We start from the raw sequence: 16674 nt of genomic DNA on the forward strand, positions 1-16674 counted from the left end.
CATGACGGACCGTAAGGCTCAACTCGCCGAAAATCTGGCGCGGGTGGAGGAACGCATCGTTTCCGCCTGTTCCGCCGCCGGTCGCGAGCGGGAAGAAGTGACCCTCATCGTGGTCACCAAGACCTATCCCGCGAGCGATGTGCGGATTCTGCACGAACTGGGTGTACGTCATGTCGCGGAGAATCGTGACCAGGACGCCGCACCCAAAGCAGCCGAATGTGCGGATCTGTCGCTCACGTGGCACTTTGTCGGTCAATTGCAGACGAATAAGGTTCGTTCTGTGGCGAGTTATGCCGATGTCGTGCAGTCGGTGGACCGGGCCAGACTGGTCACGGCCCTCTCGGCGGCCGCCGAACGCGAAGGGCGTGAACTCGGCTGCCTCATCCAGGTGGCGCTCGACGCGGAGAGCGGCGAACGGGGCGACCGGGGCGGCGTCGCGCCGGACGGAATCGACGAGTTGGCCGCCGCGGTCGAATCCGCGCCGGGGCTGCGGCTCGGCGGCCTGATGACCGTCGCGCCGCTCGCCGGACCGTACGCGGGACGCCAACGGGCCGCCTTCGACCGGCTGATGGAATTCTCATCCCGCCTGCGCGGGAACCATCCGGCTGCGAACATGGTCTCTGCAGGGATGAGCGCGGACCTCGAGGACGCGGTTGCGGCCGGAGCGACACATGTGCGCGTCGGTACGGCGGTACTCGGAGTCCGACCCGGGCTCGGGTAACGTCGCCAAGCAGGTCGGACCACAGCAGAAAATATGGTCATTCCCGCCTATGGCGGGCAGGCCTCAGTGGATCGCGGGGCACTTGGTGACAGATGCCGATCCACCACAGAGCGGAGGACTCAGAGCATGGCCGGCGCGATGCGCAAGATGGCGGTCTACCTCGGCCTCGTGGAGGACGATGGGTACGACGGTCCGGGGTTCGACCCCGACGACGAATTCGAACCCGAGCCGGAGCCCGAGCGCGACCGGCGGCGGCACCAGCCCGCGCATCAGGTGGAGCGGGACCGGGAACGGGACGAACCGGTACGAGCGGTGCAGCCTCCCGCGCAGCGGGAGCCGGTTCAGATCCCGGTGGAGAGAGAGCGACCCGCCCGGATCGCACCCGTGGCATCCATCACACCTGAACGCCCGAACATGGAGAAGAACGCACCGGTGATCATGCCCAAGGTCGTGTCCGAGCGGGAGCCCTACCGCATCACCACGCTGCACCCCAGGACCTACAACGAGGCCCGTACCATCGGGGAACACTTCCGTGAGGGCACTCCGGTGATCATGAATCTCACGGAGATGGACGATACGGATGCAAAGCGACTTGTCGACTTTGCCGCAGGACTCGTCTTCGGACTCCATGGCAGCATTGAGCGCGTGACGCAGAAGGTGTTCCTGTTGTCGCCTGCTAACGTCGATGTCACGGCGGAGGACAAGGCCCGTATCGCTGAGGGCGGATTCTTCAACCAGAGCTGAGAACACGACACCGGGAACAACCCGGCCGCGAGGCCGGAGCTACGAGAGCCAGGGGAGAGGGAAGCGCGAAATGGGCGTCGCACTGCAGGTTGTCTATATCGCGCTGATGTGTTTCCTCATCGTGCTGATCTTCCGGCTGGTCATGGACTACGTCTTCCAGTTCGCGCGTTCATGGCAGCCCGGCAAGCCGATGGTGGTCATACTTGAGGCCACCTACACTGTCACCGATCCACCGCTCAAGCTTCTGCGGCGGTTCATCCCGCCGCTGCGTCTCGGGAGCGTGGCACTCGACCTGTCCTTCTTCGTTCTGATGATCATCGTCTACATCCTGATCAACGTCGTGATCAGGCTGTGAGCGATACGGTCTTGCCGACTGCCGACGACTACGTAGAGGTGAAGAAGAGATGCCGCTGACTCCTGAGGACGTGCGGAACAAGCAGTTCACGACCGTCCGCCTCCGAGAAGGCTATGACGAGGACGAGGTCGATGCCTTCCTCGACGAGGTCGAGTCCGAGCTGACCCGCCTGCTCCGTGAGAACGAGGACCTGCGCGCGAAGCTGGCCGCTGCCACGCGTGCCGCCGCGCAGAACCAGCAGCAGGGCATGCGCAAGCCGGAGCCGCAGGACCGGCCCGGGGCGCCTGTGCCCGCCGCCATATCGGGTCCGCCGGTCCAGCAGCAGCCCCCGCAGATGGGTCCCCCCCAGCTGCCCGGTGGCGCTCCGCAGCTGCCCGCCGGTCCCAGTGGTCACGGTCCTGGTCCCCAGGGCCAGCACGGCCCCGGTCCGCAGGGCCCGCACGGCCCCGGCCCGATGCAGGGCGGTCCCATGGGTGGCCCGATGGGCGGCCCCATGGGCGGTCACGCCCCGCAGCAGCAGATGCAGCAGATGCAGCCGCCGCAGATGCAGCAGCCCGGTCAGGGCCCCGGTGGCGACAGCGCCGCCCGTGTTCTCTCGCTCGCGCAGCAGACCGCCGACCAGGCGATCGCGGAGGCCCGTTCCGAGGCCAACAAGATCGTCGGCGAGGCGCGCAGCCGCGCCGAGGGTCTGGAGCGGGACGCGCGTGCCAAGGCGGACGCCCTGGAGCGGGACGCTCAGGAGAAGCACCGCGTGGCGATGGGCTCGCTGGAGTCGGCCCGCGCGACGCTGGAGCGCAAGGTCGAGGATCTGCGTGGCTTCGAGCGTGAGTACCGGACCCGTCTGAAGTCCTACCTGGAGAGCCAGCTGCGGCAGCTGGAGACCCAGGCGGACGACTCGCTGGCTCCGCCGCGGACCCCGGCGACCGCTTCGCTGCCGCCGTCGCCCTCGCTGGCTCCGGCCGGTGCGGGTGCCATGGGCCACACCATGGGCGGCAACCACGGCAACCAGCCGATGGGCGGCAACCCGTCCATGGGCGGTGGGCCCTCGTACGGCGGCCAGCAGCAGATGTCGCCGGCGATGACCCAGCCGATGGCGCCGGTGCGGCCGCAGGCGCCGCAGCCGATGCAGCAGGCTCCTTCGCCGATGCGTGGGTTCCTGATCGACGAGGACGACAACTGAGCCGGGTGCGCGCGGTGAGCGCGTAGCCGTCGGCAGGCTGAGGGCCGGGCCCCGGGGATTTCCCTGGGGCCCGGCCCTTTTGCTGTGCGGGTGCGGGGCTGCGGGTGGGGCGTGGGGGCGCTGCGCGGGGCTGTTCCCCTACCCGCCCCTTCCCGAACCTGGGGCTCTGCCCCAGACCCCGCTCCTCAATCGCCGGAGGGGCTGAAAAGCGGCGCCGGGGCGGGCTGAAAGCGGTGCTGGGAAGTCGAGGGGACAGGCTGGGAAGTCGAGGGGACAGCAGGAGGGCCCGGCTGGACACCAGTCCGGCCGGGCCCTCCTGCTTCTCGTGGGTTACTGCTCCGTCTTGCGGAGGCGGAACGTCAGGGACAGACCCTCGTCCTCGAACGGTTCGCCGTACGTCGGGTCCGCCTCGCCCTGGGCGTAGTCCAGGGCCAGGACCTCGTCCGCGATCAGGGTCGCGTGTTCGGTCAGGGCCTCCACCGTGGCGGGGACCGCCGAGGTCCAGCGGACGGCGATGCGGTCGGCGACGTCCAGGCCGCTGTTCTTGCGGGCCTCCTGGATGAGACGGATCGCGTCACGGGCGAGGCCCGCGCGCCGCAGCTCCGGGGTGATCTCCAGGTCAAGGGCGACCGTCGCGCCCGAGTCGGACGCCACCGACCAGCCCTCGCGCGGGGTCTCGGTGATGATCACCTCGTCGGGGGAGAGGGTGACCGTCTCGCCGTCCACCTCGACCGATGCCGTGCCCTCGCGCAGGGCCAGCGAGAGGGCCGCCGCGTCGGCGTTCGCGACCGCCTTGGCCACCGCCTGGACGCCCTTGCCGAACCGCTTGCCGAGCGCCCGGAAGTTGGCCTTCGCGGTCGTGTCGACCAGTGAGCCGCCGACCTCCGAGAGCGAGGCCAGCGAGGAGACGTTCAGCTCCTCGGTGATCTGGGCGTGCAGTTCGGGGGAGAGCGACTCGAAGCCGGTCGCCGCGACCAGGGCGCGGGACAGCGGCTGGCGGGTCTTGACGCCCGACTCGGCGCGGGTGGCCCGGCCCAGCTCGACCAGGCGGCGGACCAGCGCCATCTGCGTGGAGAGGGCGGGGTCGATCGCCGCCAGGTCCGCCTTCGGCCAGGTGGAGAGGTGGACCGACTCGGGGGCGTCCGGCGTGACCGGGACGACCAGGTCCTGCCAGACCCGCTCGGTGATGAACGGGGTGAGCGGGGCCATCAGCCGGGTCACCGTCTCGACGACCTCGTGCAGGGTGCGCAGCGCTGCCTTGTCGCCCTGCCAGAAGCGGCGGCGCGAGCGGCGTACGTACCAGTTGGACAGGTCGTCGACGAAGGAGGACAGCAGCTTGCCGGCGCGCTGGGTGTCGTAGCTCTCCAGGGCCTGCGTGACCTGGTCCACCAGTGCGTTCAGCTCGCTCAGCAGCCAGCGGTCCAGGACCGTGCGGTCCGCCGGGGCCGGGTCGGCCGCGGACGGCGCCCAGTTCGACGTACGGGCGTACAGCGCCTGGAAGGCGACTGTGTTCCAGTACGTGAGGAGCGTCTTGCGGACGACCTCCTGGATCGTGTTGTGGCCGACGCGGCGCGCCGCCCACGGGGAGCCGCCCGCCGCCATGAACCAGCGGACCGCGTCCGCGCCGTGCTGGTCCATGAGGGGGATGGGCTGAAGGATGTTGCCCAGGTGCTTGGACATCTTGCGGCCGTCCTCGGCGAGGATGTGGCCCAGGCAGACCACGTTCTCGTACGACGACTTGTCGAAGACCAGGGTGCCGACCGCCATCAGCGTGTAGAACCAGCCGCGGGTCTGGTCGATGGCCTCGGAGATGAACTGCGCCGGGTAGCGGCTCTCGAAGAGCTCCTTGTTCTTGTACGGGTAGCCCCACTGCGCGAACGGCATCGAACCCGAGTCGTACCAGGCGTCGATGACCTCCGGGACGCGGTACGCCTCCAGCTGGCAGTTCTCGTGCGAGCAGGTGAACGTGATCTCGTCGATGAACGGGCGGTGCGGGTCGAGCCCCGAGAGGTCGGTGCCGGCGAGCTCGCCGAGCTCGGTGCGGGAGCCCACGCAGGTGAGGTGGCCGTCCTCGCAGCGCCAGATCGGCAGCGGGGTGCCCCAGTAGCGGTTGCGGGACAGCGCCCAGTCGACGTTGTTGTTCAGCCAGTCGCCGAAGCGGCCGTTCTTGACGGAGTCCGGGAACCAGTTGGTCTTCTCGTTCTCCTGGAGCAGCCGGTCCTTGATGGCGGTCGTGCGGATGTACCAGGACGGCTGCGCGTAGTAGAGCAGCGCGGTGTGGCAGCGCCAGCAGTGCGGGTAGCTGTGCTCGTACGGGACGTGCCGGAAGAGCTTGCCGCGGGCGGCCAGGTCCTCGGTGAGCGCCTCGTCGGCCTTCTTGAAGAAGACCCCGCCGACCAGCGGCAGGTCCTCCTCGAAGGTGCCGTCGGGGCGGACCGGGTTCACGACCGGCAGGCCGTACGCCTTGCAGACCAGGAGGTCGTCGGCGCCGAAGGCGGGGGACTGGTGGACCAGACCCGTACCGTCCTCGGTCGTCACGTACTCGGCGTTGACGACGTAGTGCGCCTCGGCGGGGAAGTCCACCAGGGTGAAGGGGCGCTCGTAGGTCCAGCGCTCCATCTCGAGGCCGGTGAAGCTCTCGCCGGTGGTCTCCCAGCCCTCGCCCAGCGCCTTCTCGACGAGCGGCTGCGCGACGACGAGCTTCTCCTCGCCATCGGTCGCGACGACATAGGTGACGTCGGGGTGCGCGGCGACGGCGGTGTTGGAGACCAGGGTCCAGGGGGTGGTCGTCCAGACGAGGAGGGAGGCTTCGCCGTCCAGCGGGCCGGAGGTGAGGGGGAAGCGGACGAAGACCGAGGGGTCGACGACCGTCTCGTACCCCTGCGCCAGCTCGTGGTCGGAGAGGCCGGTGCCGCAGCGGGGGCACCAGGGGGCGACGCGGTGGTCCTGGACCAGGAGGCCCTTGTTGAAGATCTCCTTCAGCGACCACCACACCGACTCGACGTACTCGGGGTCCATCGTGCGGTACGCGTCGTCGAGGTCGACCCAGTAGCCCATGCGGGTCGTGAGCTCGGTGAACGCGTCCGTGTGGCGGGTCACGGACTCACGGCACTTGGCGTTGAACTCGGCGATGCCGTACGCCTCGATGTCCTTCTTGCCGTTGAAGCCCAGCTCCTTCTCGACCGCGAGCTCGACCGGCAGTCCGTGGCAGTCCCAGCCGGCCTTGCGGCCGACGTGGTAGCCCTGCATGGTCCGGAAGCGGGGGAAGACGTCCTTGAAGACGCGGGCCTCGATGTGGTGGGCGCCGGGCATGCCGTTGGCGGTGGGCGGGCCCTCGTAGAAGACCCACTCGGGGCGTCCCTCGGACTGTTCGAGGCTCTTGGCGAAGACCTTGCTTTCGCGCCAGAAATCGAGCACGGCGTGCTCCAGCGCGGGCAGGTCGACCTGGGCGGGCACCTGGTGGTACTGCGGCGATGTCATGGGCGGACTTCCTCCGGCGGACGTTTTCCACTTCCGTCGGAGGGACGAGGGCCTCCTCGGCTCCCGCGGTACCACCCTCCTTGACCCCGGGCATGCGCCCGTGGCCCCCTCATTGGGGCGCGATGCCGGTTCTACTTGCCCTGCGGGCGTTCTTCCGACGGCTCCGGGTGATCTTCACGACGCGCTCGCCCCCGGGCTCCCACCGTCCCCGGGTCGCTCCTGGCTGCGTACGACGCTACTCGTCCCATCCACGCCTCTCGCTGAGGCCAGTGTACGGGCCCGTACGGGGGACGGCCGACCGGTTTAACCCGGTGGGCGGGGCGTGACCCGAATGGCCAGACGGAGGCTTACGGAGTCCGGGCGGGCGGCCCGGAGGCGGATTACCCGGCCGTGAGCTGGGCACAACGGATGCAGGCAGGTCCGGAACCGGACGCGGGGAGGAGCGATTCGGCGGCGTGCCCCGTTGCCGCGGCGCTGGGGTCGATTTATCGTCCCAGCACGATTCGCGTGCAAGATCACAATATGTGAAGGGGCCGCGGCCATGGTGGCGAAGAAGACCGCCGAAAAGAAGACGGCGTCAGCCGGATCCACGGGCGCGGCAGCCGGAGAGACGGGTGGCGACGCGGGAATGGAGACCGTCCCGGAGGCCGGTGCGGCCGGGACCGCGGTGAAGAAGGCCGCCGCGAAGAAGACCGCGGCGAAGAAGCCCGCCGCCAAGAAGGCACCTGCGAGGAAGAGCGCAGCCAAGAAGGCTTCGAAGAAGGCCGCCGACGCGGCCGAGGTGGCGGCCGAGGCCGCCGGGAAGACGGGAGCCCACACGGTGGTAGCCAAGAAGAGCGCGGCCCGGACCCGCACGGCCGGGACGGGCGCGGCGCCCGTGCCCCCGGCCCGTGGGGGCGTCACGACGGCCCCCGGCGAGCTGGCGGTCCGGCCGGGCGAGGACCCCTGGACGCCGGAGGAGGTCGCCGACGCGCGGGCCGAGCTGAGCAGCGAGACCATGCGGCTGCGCAGCGAGCTGGAGGCCGCGAGCGCCGCGCTCGCCGGGCTGATGCGCGACTCCGGCGACGGCGCGGGTGACGACGAGGCGGACACGGGCACCAAGAACATCACCCGCGAGCACGAGATGTCGCTCGCCGCCAACGCCCAGGAGATGCTGGACCAGACCGAGCGGGCGCTGGCCCGGCTCGATGCCGGGACGTACGGACTGTGCGAGATCTGCGGCAATCCGATCGGCAAGGCGCGGATGCAGGCGTTCCCGCGCGCCACGCTCTGTGTCGAGGACAAACAGAAGCAGGAGCGACGAGGCTGATCCCCGGCGGTGTGTCGTACCCTCGTCCTCAGTCAGGAACCTAGGTTGAGGGATTCACGTGGCAGAGGCGGAGCGCATCATCGGTACGCCGGACATCCCCGATGCTGAGGGGGCCGAAAGGGACGAGACCGCGGACCGGGCCGACGACCGGGGCGGGGAGAGTGCCCCGGACAAGGGCAAGCGGAAGGTCGCGGTGCTCTTCGTCGTGGCCGTGTTCGCCTACCTCATCGACCTGATCAGCAAGATGATCGTGGTCGAGAAGCTGGAGCACCACGAGCCGATCAAGCTCATCGGGGACTGGCTGCAGCTCAGCGCGATCCGTAACGCGGGTGCCGCGTTCGGTATCGGTGAGGCGTTCACCATCATCTTCACGTTCATCGCGGCGACCGTCATCGTGGTGATCGCCCGGCTCGCGCGCAAGCTCTACAGCCTGCCGTGGGCCATCGCGCTCGGCCTGCTGCTCGGCGGTGCGCTCGGCAACCTCACCGACCGCATCTTCCGCGCCCCCGGCGTCTTCGAGGGCGCGGTGGTCGACTTCATCGCCCCCGCCCACTTCGCGGTTTTCAACCTCGCCGACTCCGCGATCGTCTGCGGCGGCATCCTGATCGTGATCCTTTCCTTCAAGGGCCTGGACCCCGACGGCACCGTGCACAAGGACTGACGGGCGCAAGGCATACTCGACAGGTGAGTACGTATCCCGAGGTCCGCACCCTGCCCGTACCCGACGGTCTGGAGGGCGAGCGTGTCGACGCCGCCATCTCCCGGATGTTCGGTTTCTCCCGCACCAAGGCCGCCGAGCTGGCGGCCGCCGGGAAGGTGCAGGTGGACGGCTCGGTGGTCGGGAAGTCCGAGCGGGTCCAGGGCGGTGCCTGGCTGGAAGTGGAGATGCCGCAGGCTCCCGCTCCGGTGCAGATCGTCGCCGAGCCCGTCGAGGGCATGGAGATCGTGCACGACGACGACGACATCGTCGTGATCGTGAAGCCGGTCGGCGTCGCCGCCCACCCCAGCCCCGGCTGGACCGGCACGACCGTCATCGGCGGTCTGGCCGCGGCCGGGTACCGGATCTCGACGTCCGGCGCCGCCGAGCGCCAGGGCATCGTCCACCGCCTCGACGTCGGCACCTCCGGCCTGATGGTCGTCGCCAAGTCCGAACGGGCCTACACCCTGCTGAAGGCGCAGTTCCGCGACCGGGTCGTGGAGAAGAAGTACAACGCGCTGGTGCAGGGCCACCCGGACCCGATGAGCGGCACCATCGACGCCCCCATCGGGCGCCACCCCAACCACGACTACAAGTGGGCCGTCACCGCCGAGGGCAAGCCCTCCGTGACGCACTACGACCTCATCGAGGCCTACCGCTCCGCCAGCCTCCTGGACATCAAGCTGGAGACGGGCCGTACGCACCAGATCCGGGTGCACATGTCCGCCCACCGCCACCCCTGCGTCGGTGACCTCACCTACGGCGCCGACCCGACGATGGCCAAGCGCCTGGGCCTGACCCGGCAGTGGCTGCACGCCGTCCGGCTCGGCTTCGAGCACCCGTCCGACGGCAGCTGGGTGGAGTTCAGCAGCGGCTACCCGGACGACCTCCAGCAGGCCCTGGACAAGATCGCGGCAGAGAGCGAATGACCGGCGCGCCCGCCCCGTACACGACGCGCACCGCCGTCGGTGAGCAGGACCTCGCGGCCTGCTTCCTGGTCCGCAAGGACGTCTTCGTCGGCGAGCAGGACGTGCCCGAGGAGATCGAGTACGACGAGTACGACGCCCTCGCCCTGCATGTGATCGCCCTCGCGGCGGACGGCTCGGCGCTCGGCACCGGGCGGCTGCTGCACGGCCCGGCCGCCGCCGCGAAGACCGGGGGCGACCCGGCCGTCGGCTCGCTCGGCAGGCTCGCGGTGACCCGGGCGGCACGCGGCCTCGGGGTGGGCGCCGCGCTGGTCCGGGCCATCGAGGACGCGGCCCGTGAGCTCGGTCTGGCCGCCGTCGACCTGCACGCCCAGACCCATGCGCTCGGCTTCTACGAACGCCTCGGCTATGAGGCGTACGGCCCCGAGTTCCCGGACGCGGGCATCCCCCACCGGGCGATGCGCCGCACCCTGAGGGACTGAGGCGCCGGGGCGCGCCCTAATCCGGCAGTCCCCACCGGGTCCAGGCGCCGTTCGACGGCACATCGCGCGGGACCGTCCGCGGGCGGGGAGCGCCCTGTGGAGTGATCACCGCCGCTGAGCCGCGCGGCAGGTCGAGCGTGATCCGGCCCGGCCCGGTCTCCCGCCAGTGCAGCGGGCGCCCGTGCGCGTCCCGTACCTCGATCCGGAGATACGCCGTAGATACATCGGAGGAATGTCGGTCAGGGGAGCAGGAATCGGGGGTGTTGTCTGGATTGCGGGCCTTGCGTGACAGGCTTTGACCCCAGATCCGCCGATCACAGAGGTCGGATCCGCCGATCGCGGAGGTCGGCGCCCCCGTGCTCCGGAAGGCATCCCGTGGACCAAATGGCACTGCTCCTCCTGCTGTTGCTCGGGGCTGTGGTCACGGTGCCGCTGGGCGAGCGTCTCGGGCTGCCCGCGCCGGTGCTGATGACGCTCGCCGGGGTCGGCATGGCCTTCCTCAGCTTCGTACCGAATGTGGACATCCCGCCCGAGGTCATCCTTCCGGCGCTGCTGCCGCCACTGCTCTACGCCTCCGTGCAGCGAACCTCCTGGCGGCAGTTCGCCGCCAACAAACGACCGATCTTTCTGCTGGCCGTGGCGCTGGTCTTCGTCACGACGGCCGCCGTCGCCGCGGTCGCCAACGCGATCGTCCCCGGGCTGCCCATCGCCGCGGCCGTGGCGCTCGGGGCGCTCGTCGCCCCGCCCGACCCGGTCGCGGCGACCGCCGTCGCCGGTTCGGTCGGGCTGCCGCGCAGGCTCGTCTCCATCCTGGAGGGCGAGGGGCTGTTCAACGACGTGACCGCGATCGTGCTCTACCACGTGGCGATCGCCGCCGCGGTGAGCGGGAGCTTCTCGTTGCCGGAGGCCTTCGGGCTGCTGATCCTCTCCGCGGTGGTGGCCGTGGTGGTGGGCCTGGTGCTCGGCTGGCTCACCATCAAGCTCATGGGCCTGCTCGGCGACGCCACGCTCCAGGTCGGCCTCACCCTGCTGGTGCCGTTCGTGAGTTACGTGCTCGCGGAGGAGCTGATGGGCTCGGGCGTCCTCGCCGTCCTCACCACCGCGCTCTTCCTCGCCGAGCACACCGCCGACGCCGACGACGTCCTCGGCCGGCTCACCGGCCGCAGCTTCTGGGAGATCGTCGACACGCTCGTCACCGGGGTCGCCTTCGGGCTGATCGGCCTCGAACTGCACAACGTCTTCGGCACGGCGGACGGGCGCGAACTCAAGCTGCTGGGCTGGGGACTGGCCGTGGTCGTGGTGGTCGTCGGCGTACGGCTGCTGTATCTGCTGCCCGCCACCTGGCTGGCCAAGCGGCTGCACACCCGGCGCGACGTCAGCGAGGAGATCCCCACCAGCTGGCGGGAGACCGTCGTCATGTGGTGGGCCGGGATGCGCGGAGTGGCCTCGGTCGCGCTGGCGCTGGCGATCCCGCTGGAGACGGACGACGGGAAACCGTTCCCGGGCCGCGACGAGATCGTCTTCATCGCCTTCGTGGTGATCATGGCCACGCTCGTCGTGCAGGGACTCACCCTGCCGTGGCTGGTCCGCAAGCTCCGGGTCAAGGCGGACACGGACGCCGAGGAGGCGCTGGAGAAGGAGCTCGCGATCCGCGCCGCGAAGGCCGCGAAGCAGCGCCTCAAGGAGATCCAGGAGGTCGAGGAGTTCCCGGACGAGGTCACCGAGCGGCTCCATCGGCTGGCGTACGACGTGGGGGCACGGATCAGTCCCGACATGGTCGACGACGAGCGCCGCGAGGCGTACGCGAAGCGGGCCGAGCGCTTCAAGGCGGTCAGCCGCGTCCAGCGCGAGATGATGTCGGCCGCCCGCCACGCGGTGCTGTCGGCCCGCAACGAGGCCGGGGCGGACCCGGAGATCGTCGACCGGGTGCTGCGACAGCTGGACGTCCGCAGCCTGCGGTGAGGCGGTGAGGCGGTGAGGCGGTGAGGCGGTGACCGGCCCGGCCCCGGCCCCGGCCCGGTCTCCGGGGCCGGTCAGCCGCGTCCCGTGCGCGGGGACCTGTCCCGGTCCGACGGCTTCTCGTGCGCGGAGCTGGACGGATGAGGCCACTCGCTCTCCGGCGGCAGCGCCGCGGCCGCCGTCGCGACCTTCGGCAGCGCGTACGGGTGGTGGTCGCGCAGCCAGCCGATGAGCTGTTCCCGTATGGCACAGCGCACCGTCCAGATGTCGCCCGCGTCCTTCGCCGTGACCACCGCGCGGACCAGGATCGTCGACGGCGTGGTGTCGGTGACGGCCAGGGACCAGTCACGGCCGTCCCACGCGGCGCACTCGCCCAGGATGTCCCGCAGTTGCTCGCGCATCGCCTCGACCGGGGCCGAGTGGTCCAGGTGGAGGAAGACCGAGCCGGTCATCTGCGCGCCGCCGCGCGACCAGTTCTCGAACGGCTTGCTGGTGAAGTACGAGACCGGCATCGTGATCCGCCGCTCGTCCCAGGTCCGCACCGCGAGGAAGGTCAGCGTGATCTCCTCGATCGTGCCCCACTCGCCGTCCACCACCACCGTGTCACCGATGCGCACCATGTCGCCGAAGGCGATCTGCAGCCCCGCGAAGAGATTGCCGAGCGTCGACTGGGCGGCCACGCCCGCCACGATGCCGAGCACACCGGCCGAGGCCAGCATCGAGGTGCCGAACGTGCGCATCCCCGGGAACGTCAGCAGCATCGCGCCGACGGCGACCGTCGCCACGATCGCGGTGAGCACCCGCTGGATCAGCGTCACCTGGGTACGGACCCGCCGGACGCGCGCCGGATCGGGGGTGTTCGCGGCGTATCTCGCGTAGAGGGAGTCGACGACGGCCGTCGCGATCCGCACCACCAGCCAGGCCGAGGCCCCGATCAGTACCAGCGACAGGGTCTGGCCGATCCCGGTCCGGTGGGTGGTGACCGCTTCGAGACGGCTCTGGGTGTACGAGCCCAGCAGCAGCGCTGTGCCCAGCGTCAGCTGGAGCGGTATCCGGCAGTGCCGCAACAGCCCCCACAGCGGGGTGTCGGGGTGCCGGCCGTCGGCCCGTCTGAGCAGCAGATCGACCAGCCAGCCGACCAGCAGTGTGATCACGACCGAGCCGCCGACGACGATCAGTGGGCGCAGCAGGTTCTCCATGCCCCCGACCGTAGCTGGCACCATGGGACTCATGAACATCATGCTTTTCCACTCGACGTACGGTCTGCGCCCCGCGGTGCACGCGGCGGCCGGCCGGCTTCGCGCCGCCGGGCACGAGGTGCAGGTGCCCGACCTCTTCGAGGGGCGCACGTTCGAAACCGTCGAGGAGGGCCTGGCCTTCAAGGAAGAGGTGGGCAAGGACGAACTGCTCAGGCGGGCCGTGCTGGCCGCCGCCCCCTACTCCGACCGGGGCCTGGTGTACGCGGGTTTCTCGTTCGGCGCCTCCACCGCGCAGACCCTGGCGCTCGGCGACGAGAAGGCCCGCGGTCTGCTGATGTTCCATGGCACGTCGGACATCGCCGAGAACGCGTCCGTGGACGAGCTGCCGGTACAGCTGCATGTCGCCGACCCGGACCCCTTCGAGACGCACGACTGGCTGAACTCCTGGTACCTGCAGATGCGGCGGACCGGCGCCGACGTCGAGGTCTACCGCTATCCGGGCGCGGGCCATCTCTTCACGGACGCCGAACTGCCCGACTTCGACCAGGCGTCGGCCGAGCTGGCCTGGAAGGTCTCGCTCGGCTTCCTCGCCACGCTGTGACGCGGTGAGGGGCCCCGCACCGCGCGGGGCCCCGGGCCGGATCAGCCCCGGTACGCGGTCCAGCTGTCGCTCATCCGCTGGACCTGGCCCGCGGTGAACTGGGTCATGCACGAGTCGTAGGTGTAGTCCATGAAGTTGTGGATCGGGTCGACCCCGGTCTTGTTGGTGCAGGAGTCACGCCCGGTCGGGCACTCGTACGCGGGGGTCTTTTCGGCCGGGGTGTCGGAGACGTAGTCGCCGTTGCCGTTACAGCCGCCCTGGAAGGTGTGGTACAGCCCCATCCAGTGGCCGACCTCGTGGGTGGCGGTGTCGCCCTCGTCGTAGTTGGTGGCGGAGCCGCCGGGCAGCGAGGCGTCGAGGATGACGACGCCGTCGTCCGAGGGGTTGGACTTGTACGAGCTGGGGAACGTGGCCCAGCCCAGCAGGCCGCCGCCGAGGTTGGCGGTGTAGATGTTGAGGGCGTTCGCGCCGCCCTTGCGCAGCGAGGACTTCATGGCCTTCTCGGCGGCGGAGCCGGGGGAGACGCCGTTGTACCAGGAGCTGTTGTCCGTGTAGTCCGTGCCGGCCAGCGTGTACTGGAAGCCGGTGTTCGTGTTGCCCGAACCCTGCCCGCTGTAGGCGGCGTTCAGGACGTTCATCTGGCTGCTGATCGCGGCGGCGCTGAGCTTGCCGGTCGTCCCGGAGTGCACGACGTGGAAGTACACCGGGATCGTCGCGCCCGCGGCGAGCGAGGAACCGCTGACCCGGCGGTCCGCGAGTCTCTGCTTCAACTGCGAGTCCATGGCCTTGGCCTGGGCCGCGGTGAGTTCGCCCGGGTCCGCGGCGTGCTCGGTGCCCGAAGGGCGGGCCTCGCGCGCCGTGGCGCTCGCTCCGGCGTCGTCCGCGCACTTCTGGGCGGCGGAGGTCTTGGAGGTGGCCGAGGCGGCGGCGCCGGAAGGAGCGGAGAGCGGTGCCAGGGCCAGGGTTCCGGCCAGGACGGCGGTGCCGATCGCACGGTTTCGCATACGCGGCGATATACGGACAAGAGCGCGCACGTGGACTCCTCGCGGATGTGTGGGAGAGGCATTTCCTCACCCGCCGCCGGGAGATTACGTGCGCATGTCAGGTCCCGAGGAGAAATGATCAGGCCCAATCGGGTATGCGTCAAAGGGTGGAAAGTGGAAGAAATCTTTCCCTGTGTTCCAGAGTTTGAGATGGCGACGTAACCGTAGGCGTTACCCCGGCGGGTGGTGTGTCCCCATTCGATCCTTGGGGCACACCACCCGCCGTAGCGACGCAATGCGCCGTCAACATATGCGGAGGTGGCCGAAAATGGACCCTCAGTGCACCGGGCTGTTCACCCGCTCGACCTTCTGCGTCCCGCTGAGCGTCCGGTACGAACGCGTCCAGGCCGACGTAGCGTCCCGCTTCGTCCGGTCGGAGACGGCGTAGTAGTCCATCTGTGAGCGCTCGGCGGTCACGTCCAGGACGCCGTAACCGTGCGAGTCCATGTCCACCCACTTCACATGGCGGTTGGCGGCCTTCACCGCAGCGGCCGCGACCAGAGAGACCGTCTGCGGTGCCACGTGCAGGATGTCGTCGATGTTGTCCGAGGTCACCGACGTCACCACGAACTCGGTGGCGGCCGATTCGGAGAGCGGATACGTCGCCGCCTTCACCGGTACGTCGTTGGCCCAGGCCATGTGGATGTCACCGGTCAGGAAGACCGTGTTGGTGATCGACCGGTCCCGCAGGTGCGAGATCAGCTTCTTGCGGTCGTCCGTGTAGCCGTCCCACTGGTCGACGTTGACGGCCAGGCCCTCCTTGGGCAGCCCCAGCAACTCGGCCAGCGGCTCCAGCAGATGGGCCGGTACGGAACCGAACGCGACCGGCGAGATCATCACCGACGTGCCGACCAGCTTCCAGGTGGCGTCCGAGCCGGCCAGCCCCGACTTCAGCCAGTCCAGCTGCGCCCGCCCGGTGATGCTGCGCTCCGGGTCGTCGACCGTGCCGCTGCCGATCCCCGCCTGCTGGGAGCGGAAGCTGCGCAGGTCGAGGAGGTGGAGGTCGGCCAGGTTGCCGAAGCGCAGCCGCCGGTAGACGGTGCCCTCGGTGGAGGCGCGGACCGGCATCCACTCGAAGTACGCCTGCTTGGCGCCCGCGACCCGATCCGCCCAGGCGCCCTCGGCGCCCGGCGTGTGGTTCTCGGCCCCGCCCGACCAGGTGTCGTTGGCGAACTCGTGGTCGTCCCAGATCGCGATCACGGGGTGCGTGGCGTGCAGCGTCTGGAGGTCGGGGTCCGTCTTGTGCGTGGCGTGCCGGGTGCGGTAGTCGGCGAGGGTGAGGATCTCGTGGACCGGCTGGTGCTGCCGTACGACGTACTTCGCGGCCGGGTAACTTCCCGACGCGTACTCGTAGATGTAGTCGCCGAGGTGGAGCACCGCGTCGAGGTCGGCGCGGGCGGCGAGGTGGCGGTACGGGGAGAAGTACCCGGCCTCCCAGTTGGCGCACGACACCACGCCGAAGCGCACGCCTGGCGTGGCGGCACCGGCCGGGGGAGCCGTCCGGGTGCGGCCGGCCGGGGAGAGCGTCTGCGTGCCCTCGCCCGCAGAGAAGCGGAACCAGTACGCGGTGGCGGGGGCCAGCCCCCGCACATCGGCCTTGACCGTGTGGTCGGACGCGGCCTTCGCGACGGTCGTGCCCCGGGCGACGACCCGGGCGAAGTCCTTGTCCTCGGCGACCTCCCAGCGCACCGCCGTATCGGCGCCGCGGCCCGAACCGGGTATCGCGTCCGGGGTCGGGGTGACACGGGTCCAGAGCAGGATGCCGTCGGGCAGGGGATCGCCGGAGGCGACGCCGTGCAGGAAGGCGGGGCCGTCGGCGGCGCGGGCGGCGGTGGCGGAGCCCAGCACGGGGGCCGCGACGGCGGTGGCGGCAGCGGCCTTGACGACCGTGCGGCGGCTGGGGGCGGAGAGCGGCGAGGAATCACGTCGACTGGTCACGGGGCAGCACCCTACTGACCGGTAAGTCGAACGGGCAGGC

General features: G+C 70.1%; 14 protein-coding genes. 10 read left to right on the forward strand and 4 right to left on the reverse strand.

Annotation, left to right across the window (positions count from 1 at the left end):
• Position 1: 1 nt before the first annotated feature.
• From ACFYY7_RS03710 to ACFYY7_RS03725, 4 genes are all read left to right on the forward strand, one after another.
• Positions 2-721, forward strand: coding sequence for a YggS family pyridoxal phosphate-dependent enzyme (locus ACFYY7_RS03710; RefSeq protein WP_388656539.1), 720 nt, complete (start codon positions 2-4; stop codon positions 719-721).
• A 126-nt stretch (positions 722-847) separates the two neighbouring features.
• Positions 848-1465, forward strand: coding sequence for a cell division protein SepF (locus ACFYY7_RS03715; RefSeq protein ID WP_136206845.1), 618 nt, complete (start codon positions 848-850; stop codon positions 1463-1465).
• A 70-nt stretch (positions 1466-1535) separates the two neighbouring features.
• The gene (locus tag ACFYY7_RS03720) at positions 1536-1820 is read left to right on the forward strand and encodes a YggT family protein (RefSeq protein WP_266736718.1); all 285 of its coding nucleotides are present in this window, start codon (positions 1536-1538) and stop codon (positions 1818-1820) included.
• A gap of 49 nt (positions 1821-1869) precedes the next feature.
• Positions 1870-3000, forward strand: coding sequence for a DivIVA domain-containing protein (locus tag ACFYY7_RS03725; RefSeq protein WP_351257586.1), 1131 nt, complete (start codon positions 1870-1872; stop codon positions 2998-3000).
• Between the two features lie 330 nt (positions 3001-3330).
• Here the strand turns inward: ACFYY7_RS03725 and ileS are convergent, their stop codons facing one another.
• The gene (gene ileS, locus ACFYY7_RS03730) at positions 3331-6480 is read right to left on the reverse strand and encodes an isoleucine--tRNA ligase (protein ID WP_388656542.1); all 3150 of its coding nucleotides are present in this window, start codon (positions 6478-6480) and stop codon (positions 3331-3333) included.
• Positions 6481-7021: 541 nt separating this feature from the next.
• Between ileS and ACFYY7_RS03735 the strand changes: the two genes are divergently transcribed.
• From ACFYY7_RS03735 to ACFYY7_RS03755, 5 genes are all read left to right on the forward strand, one after another.
• Positions 7022-7789, forward strand: a complete 768-nt coding sequence (locus ACFYY7_RS03735) for a TraR/DksA family transcriptional regulator (RefSeq protein ID WP_388656546.1) — start codon at positions 7022-7024, stop codon at positions 7787-7789.
• Between the two features lie 58 nt (positions 7790-7847).
• Entirely contained in the window at positions 7848-8450 is a 603-nt protein-coding gene (gene lspA / locus ACFYY7_RS03740; RefSeq protein WP_388656549.1) for a signal peptidase II, read from the forward strand.
• A gap of 23 nt (positions 8451-8473) precedes the next feature.
• Positions 8474-9415: an RluA family pseudouridine synthase gene (locus tag ACFYY7_RS03745; RefSeq protein ID WP_388656552.1), complete on the forward strand. Its 942-nt coding sequence runs from the start codon at positions 8474-8476 to the stop codon at positions 9413-9415.
• On the forward strand, positions 9412-9894 hold the full coding sequence (locus ACFYY7_RS03750; protein ID WP_388656555.1) for a GNAT family N-acetyltransferase: 483 nt from the start codon (positions 9412-9414) through the stop codon (positions 9892-9894). The genes ACFYY7_RS03745 and ACFYY7_RS03750 overlap by 4 nt, the downstream gene beginning before the upstream one ends.
• A 375-nt stretch (positions 9895-10269) precedes the next feature.
• Positions 10270-11856, forward strand: coding sequence for a Na+/H+ antiporter (locus tag ACFYY7_RS03755; protein WP_388656558.1), 1587 nt, complete (start codon positions 10270-10272; stop codon positions 11854-11856).
• A gap of 71 nt (positions 11857-11927) precedes the next feature.
• On the opposite strand, the gene ACFYY7_RS03760 is transcribed toward ACFYY7_RS03755, so the two are convergent.
• Positions 11928-13052 carry a mechanosensitive ion channel family protein gene (locus tag ACFYY7_RS03760; protein WP_388656561.1) on the reverse strand — a complete coding sequence of 375 codons (1125 nt, stop codon included), beginning with the start codon at positions 13050-13052 and terminating at the stop codon, positions 11928-11930.
• Between the two features lie 22 nt (positions 13053-13074).
• Between ACFYY7_RS03760 and ACFYY7_RS03765 the strand changes: the two genes are divergently transcribed.
• Complete coding sequence (locus tag ACFYY7_RS03765) at positions 13075-13653, forward strand: dienelactone hydrolase family protein (protein ID WP_358941778.1); 579 nt, start codon at positions 13075-13077, stop codon at positions 13651-13653.
• Positions 13654-13694: 41 nt separating this feature from the next.
• Here the strand turns inward: ACFYY7_RS03765 and ACFYY7_RS03770 are convergent, their stop codons facing one another.
• Positions 13695-14657 carry a zinc metalloprotease gene (locus ACFYY7_RS03770; protein WP_388656564.1) on the reverse strand — a complete coding sequence of 321 codons (963 nt, stop codon included), beginning with the start codon at positions 14655-14657 and terminating at the stop codon, positions 13695-13697.
• A 315-nt stretch (positions 14658-14972) separates the two neighbouring features.
• The gene (locus ACFYY7_RS03775) at positions 14973-16634 is read right to left on the reverse strand and encodes an alkaline phosphatase D family protein (RefSeq protein WP_388656567.1); all 1662 of its coding nucleotides are present in this window, start codon (positions 16632-16634) and stop codon (positions 14973-14975) included.
• Positions 16635-16674: the final 40 nt, after the last annotated feature.

Source organism: Streptomyces sp. NPDC001933 (assembly GCF_042890955.1).
Taxonomy (GTDB): domain Bacteria; phylum Actinomycetota; class Actinomycetes; order Streptomycetales; family Streptomycetaceae; genus Streptomyces.

Coding starts and splice junctions, on each gene's coding strand:
- ACFYY7_RS03710 (WP_388656539.1), top strand. CDS start 2: ATGACGGACCGTAAGGCTCAACTCGCCGAAAATCTGGCGCGGGTGGAG.
- ACFYY7_RS03715 (WP_136206845.1), top strand. CDS start 848: ATGGCCGGCGCGATGCGCAAGATGGCGGTCTACCTCGGCCTCGTGGAG.
- ACFYY7_RS03720 (WP_266736718.1), top strand. CDS start 1,536: ATGGGCGTCGCACTGCAGGTTGTCTATATCGCGCTGATGTGTTTCCTC.
- ACFYY7_RS03725 (WP_351257586.1), top strand. CDS start 1,870: ATGCCGCTGACTCCTGAGGACGTGCGGAACAAGCAGTTCACGACCGTC.
- ileS (WP_388656542.1), bottom strand. CDS start 6,480: ATGACATCGCCGCAGTACCACCAGGTGCCCGCCCAGGTCGACCTGCCC.
- ACFYY7_RS03735 (WP_388656546.1), top strand. CDS start 7,022: ATGGTGGCGAAGAAGACCGCCGAAAAGAAGACGGCGTCAGCCGGATCC.
- ACFYY7_RS03750 (WP_388656555.1), top strand. CDS start 9,412: ATGACCGGCGCGCCCGCCCCGTACACGACGCGCACCGCCGTCGGTGAG.
- ACFYY7_RS03760 (WP_388656561.1), bottom strand. CDS start 13,052: ATGGAGAACCTGCTGCGCCCACTGATCGTCGTCGGCGGCTCGGTCGTG.
- ACFYY7_RS03765 (WP_358941778.1), top strand. CDS start 13,075: ATGGGACTCATGAACATCATGCTTTTCCACTCGACGTACGGTCTGCGC.
- ACFYY7_RS03770 (WP_388656564.1), bottom strand. CDS start 14,657: ATGCGAAACCGTGCGATCGGCACCGCCGTCCTGGCCGGAACCCTGGCC.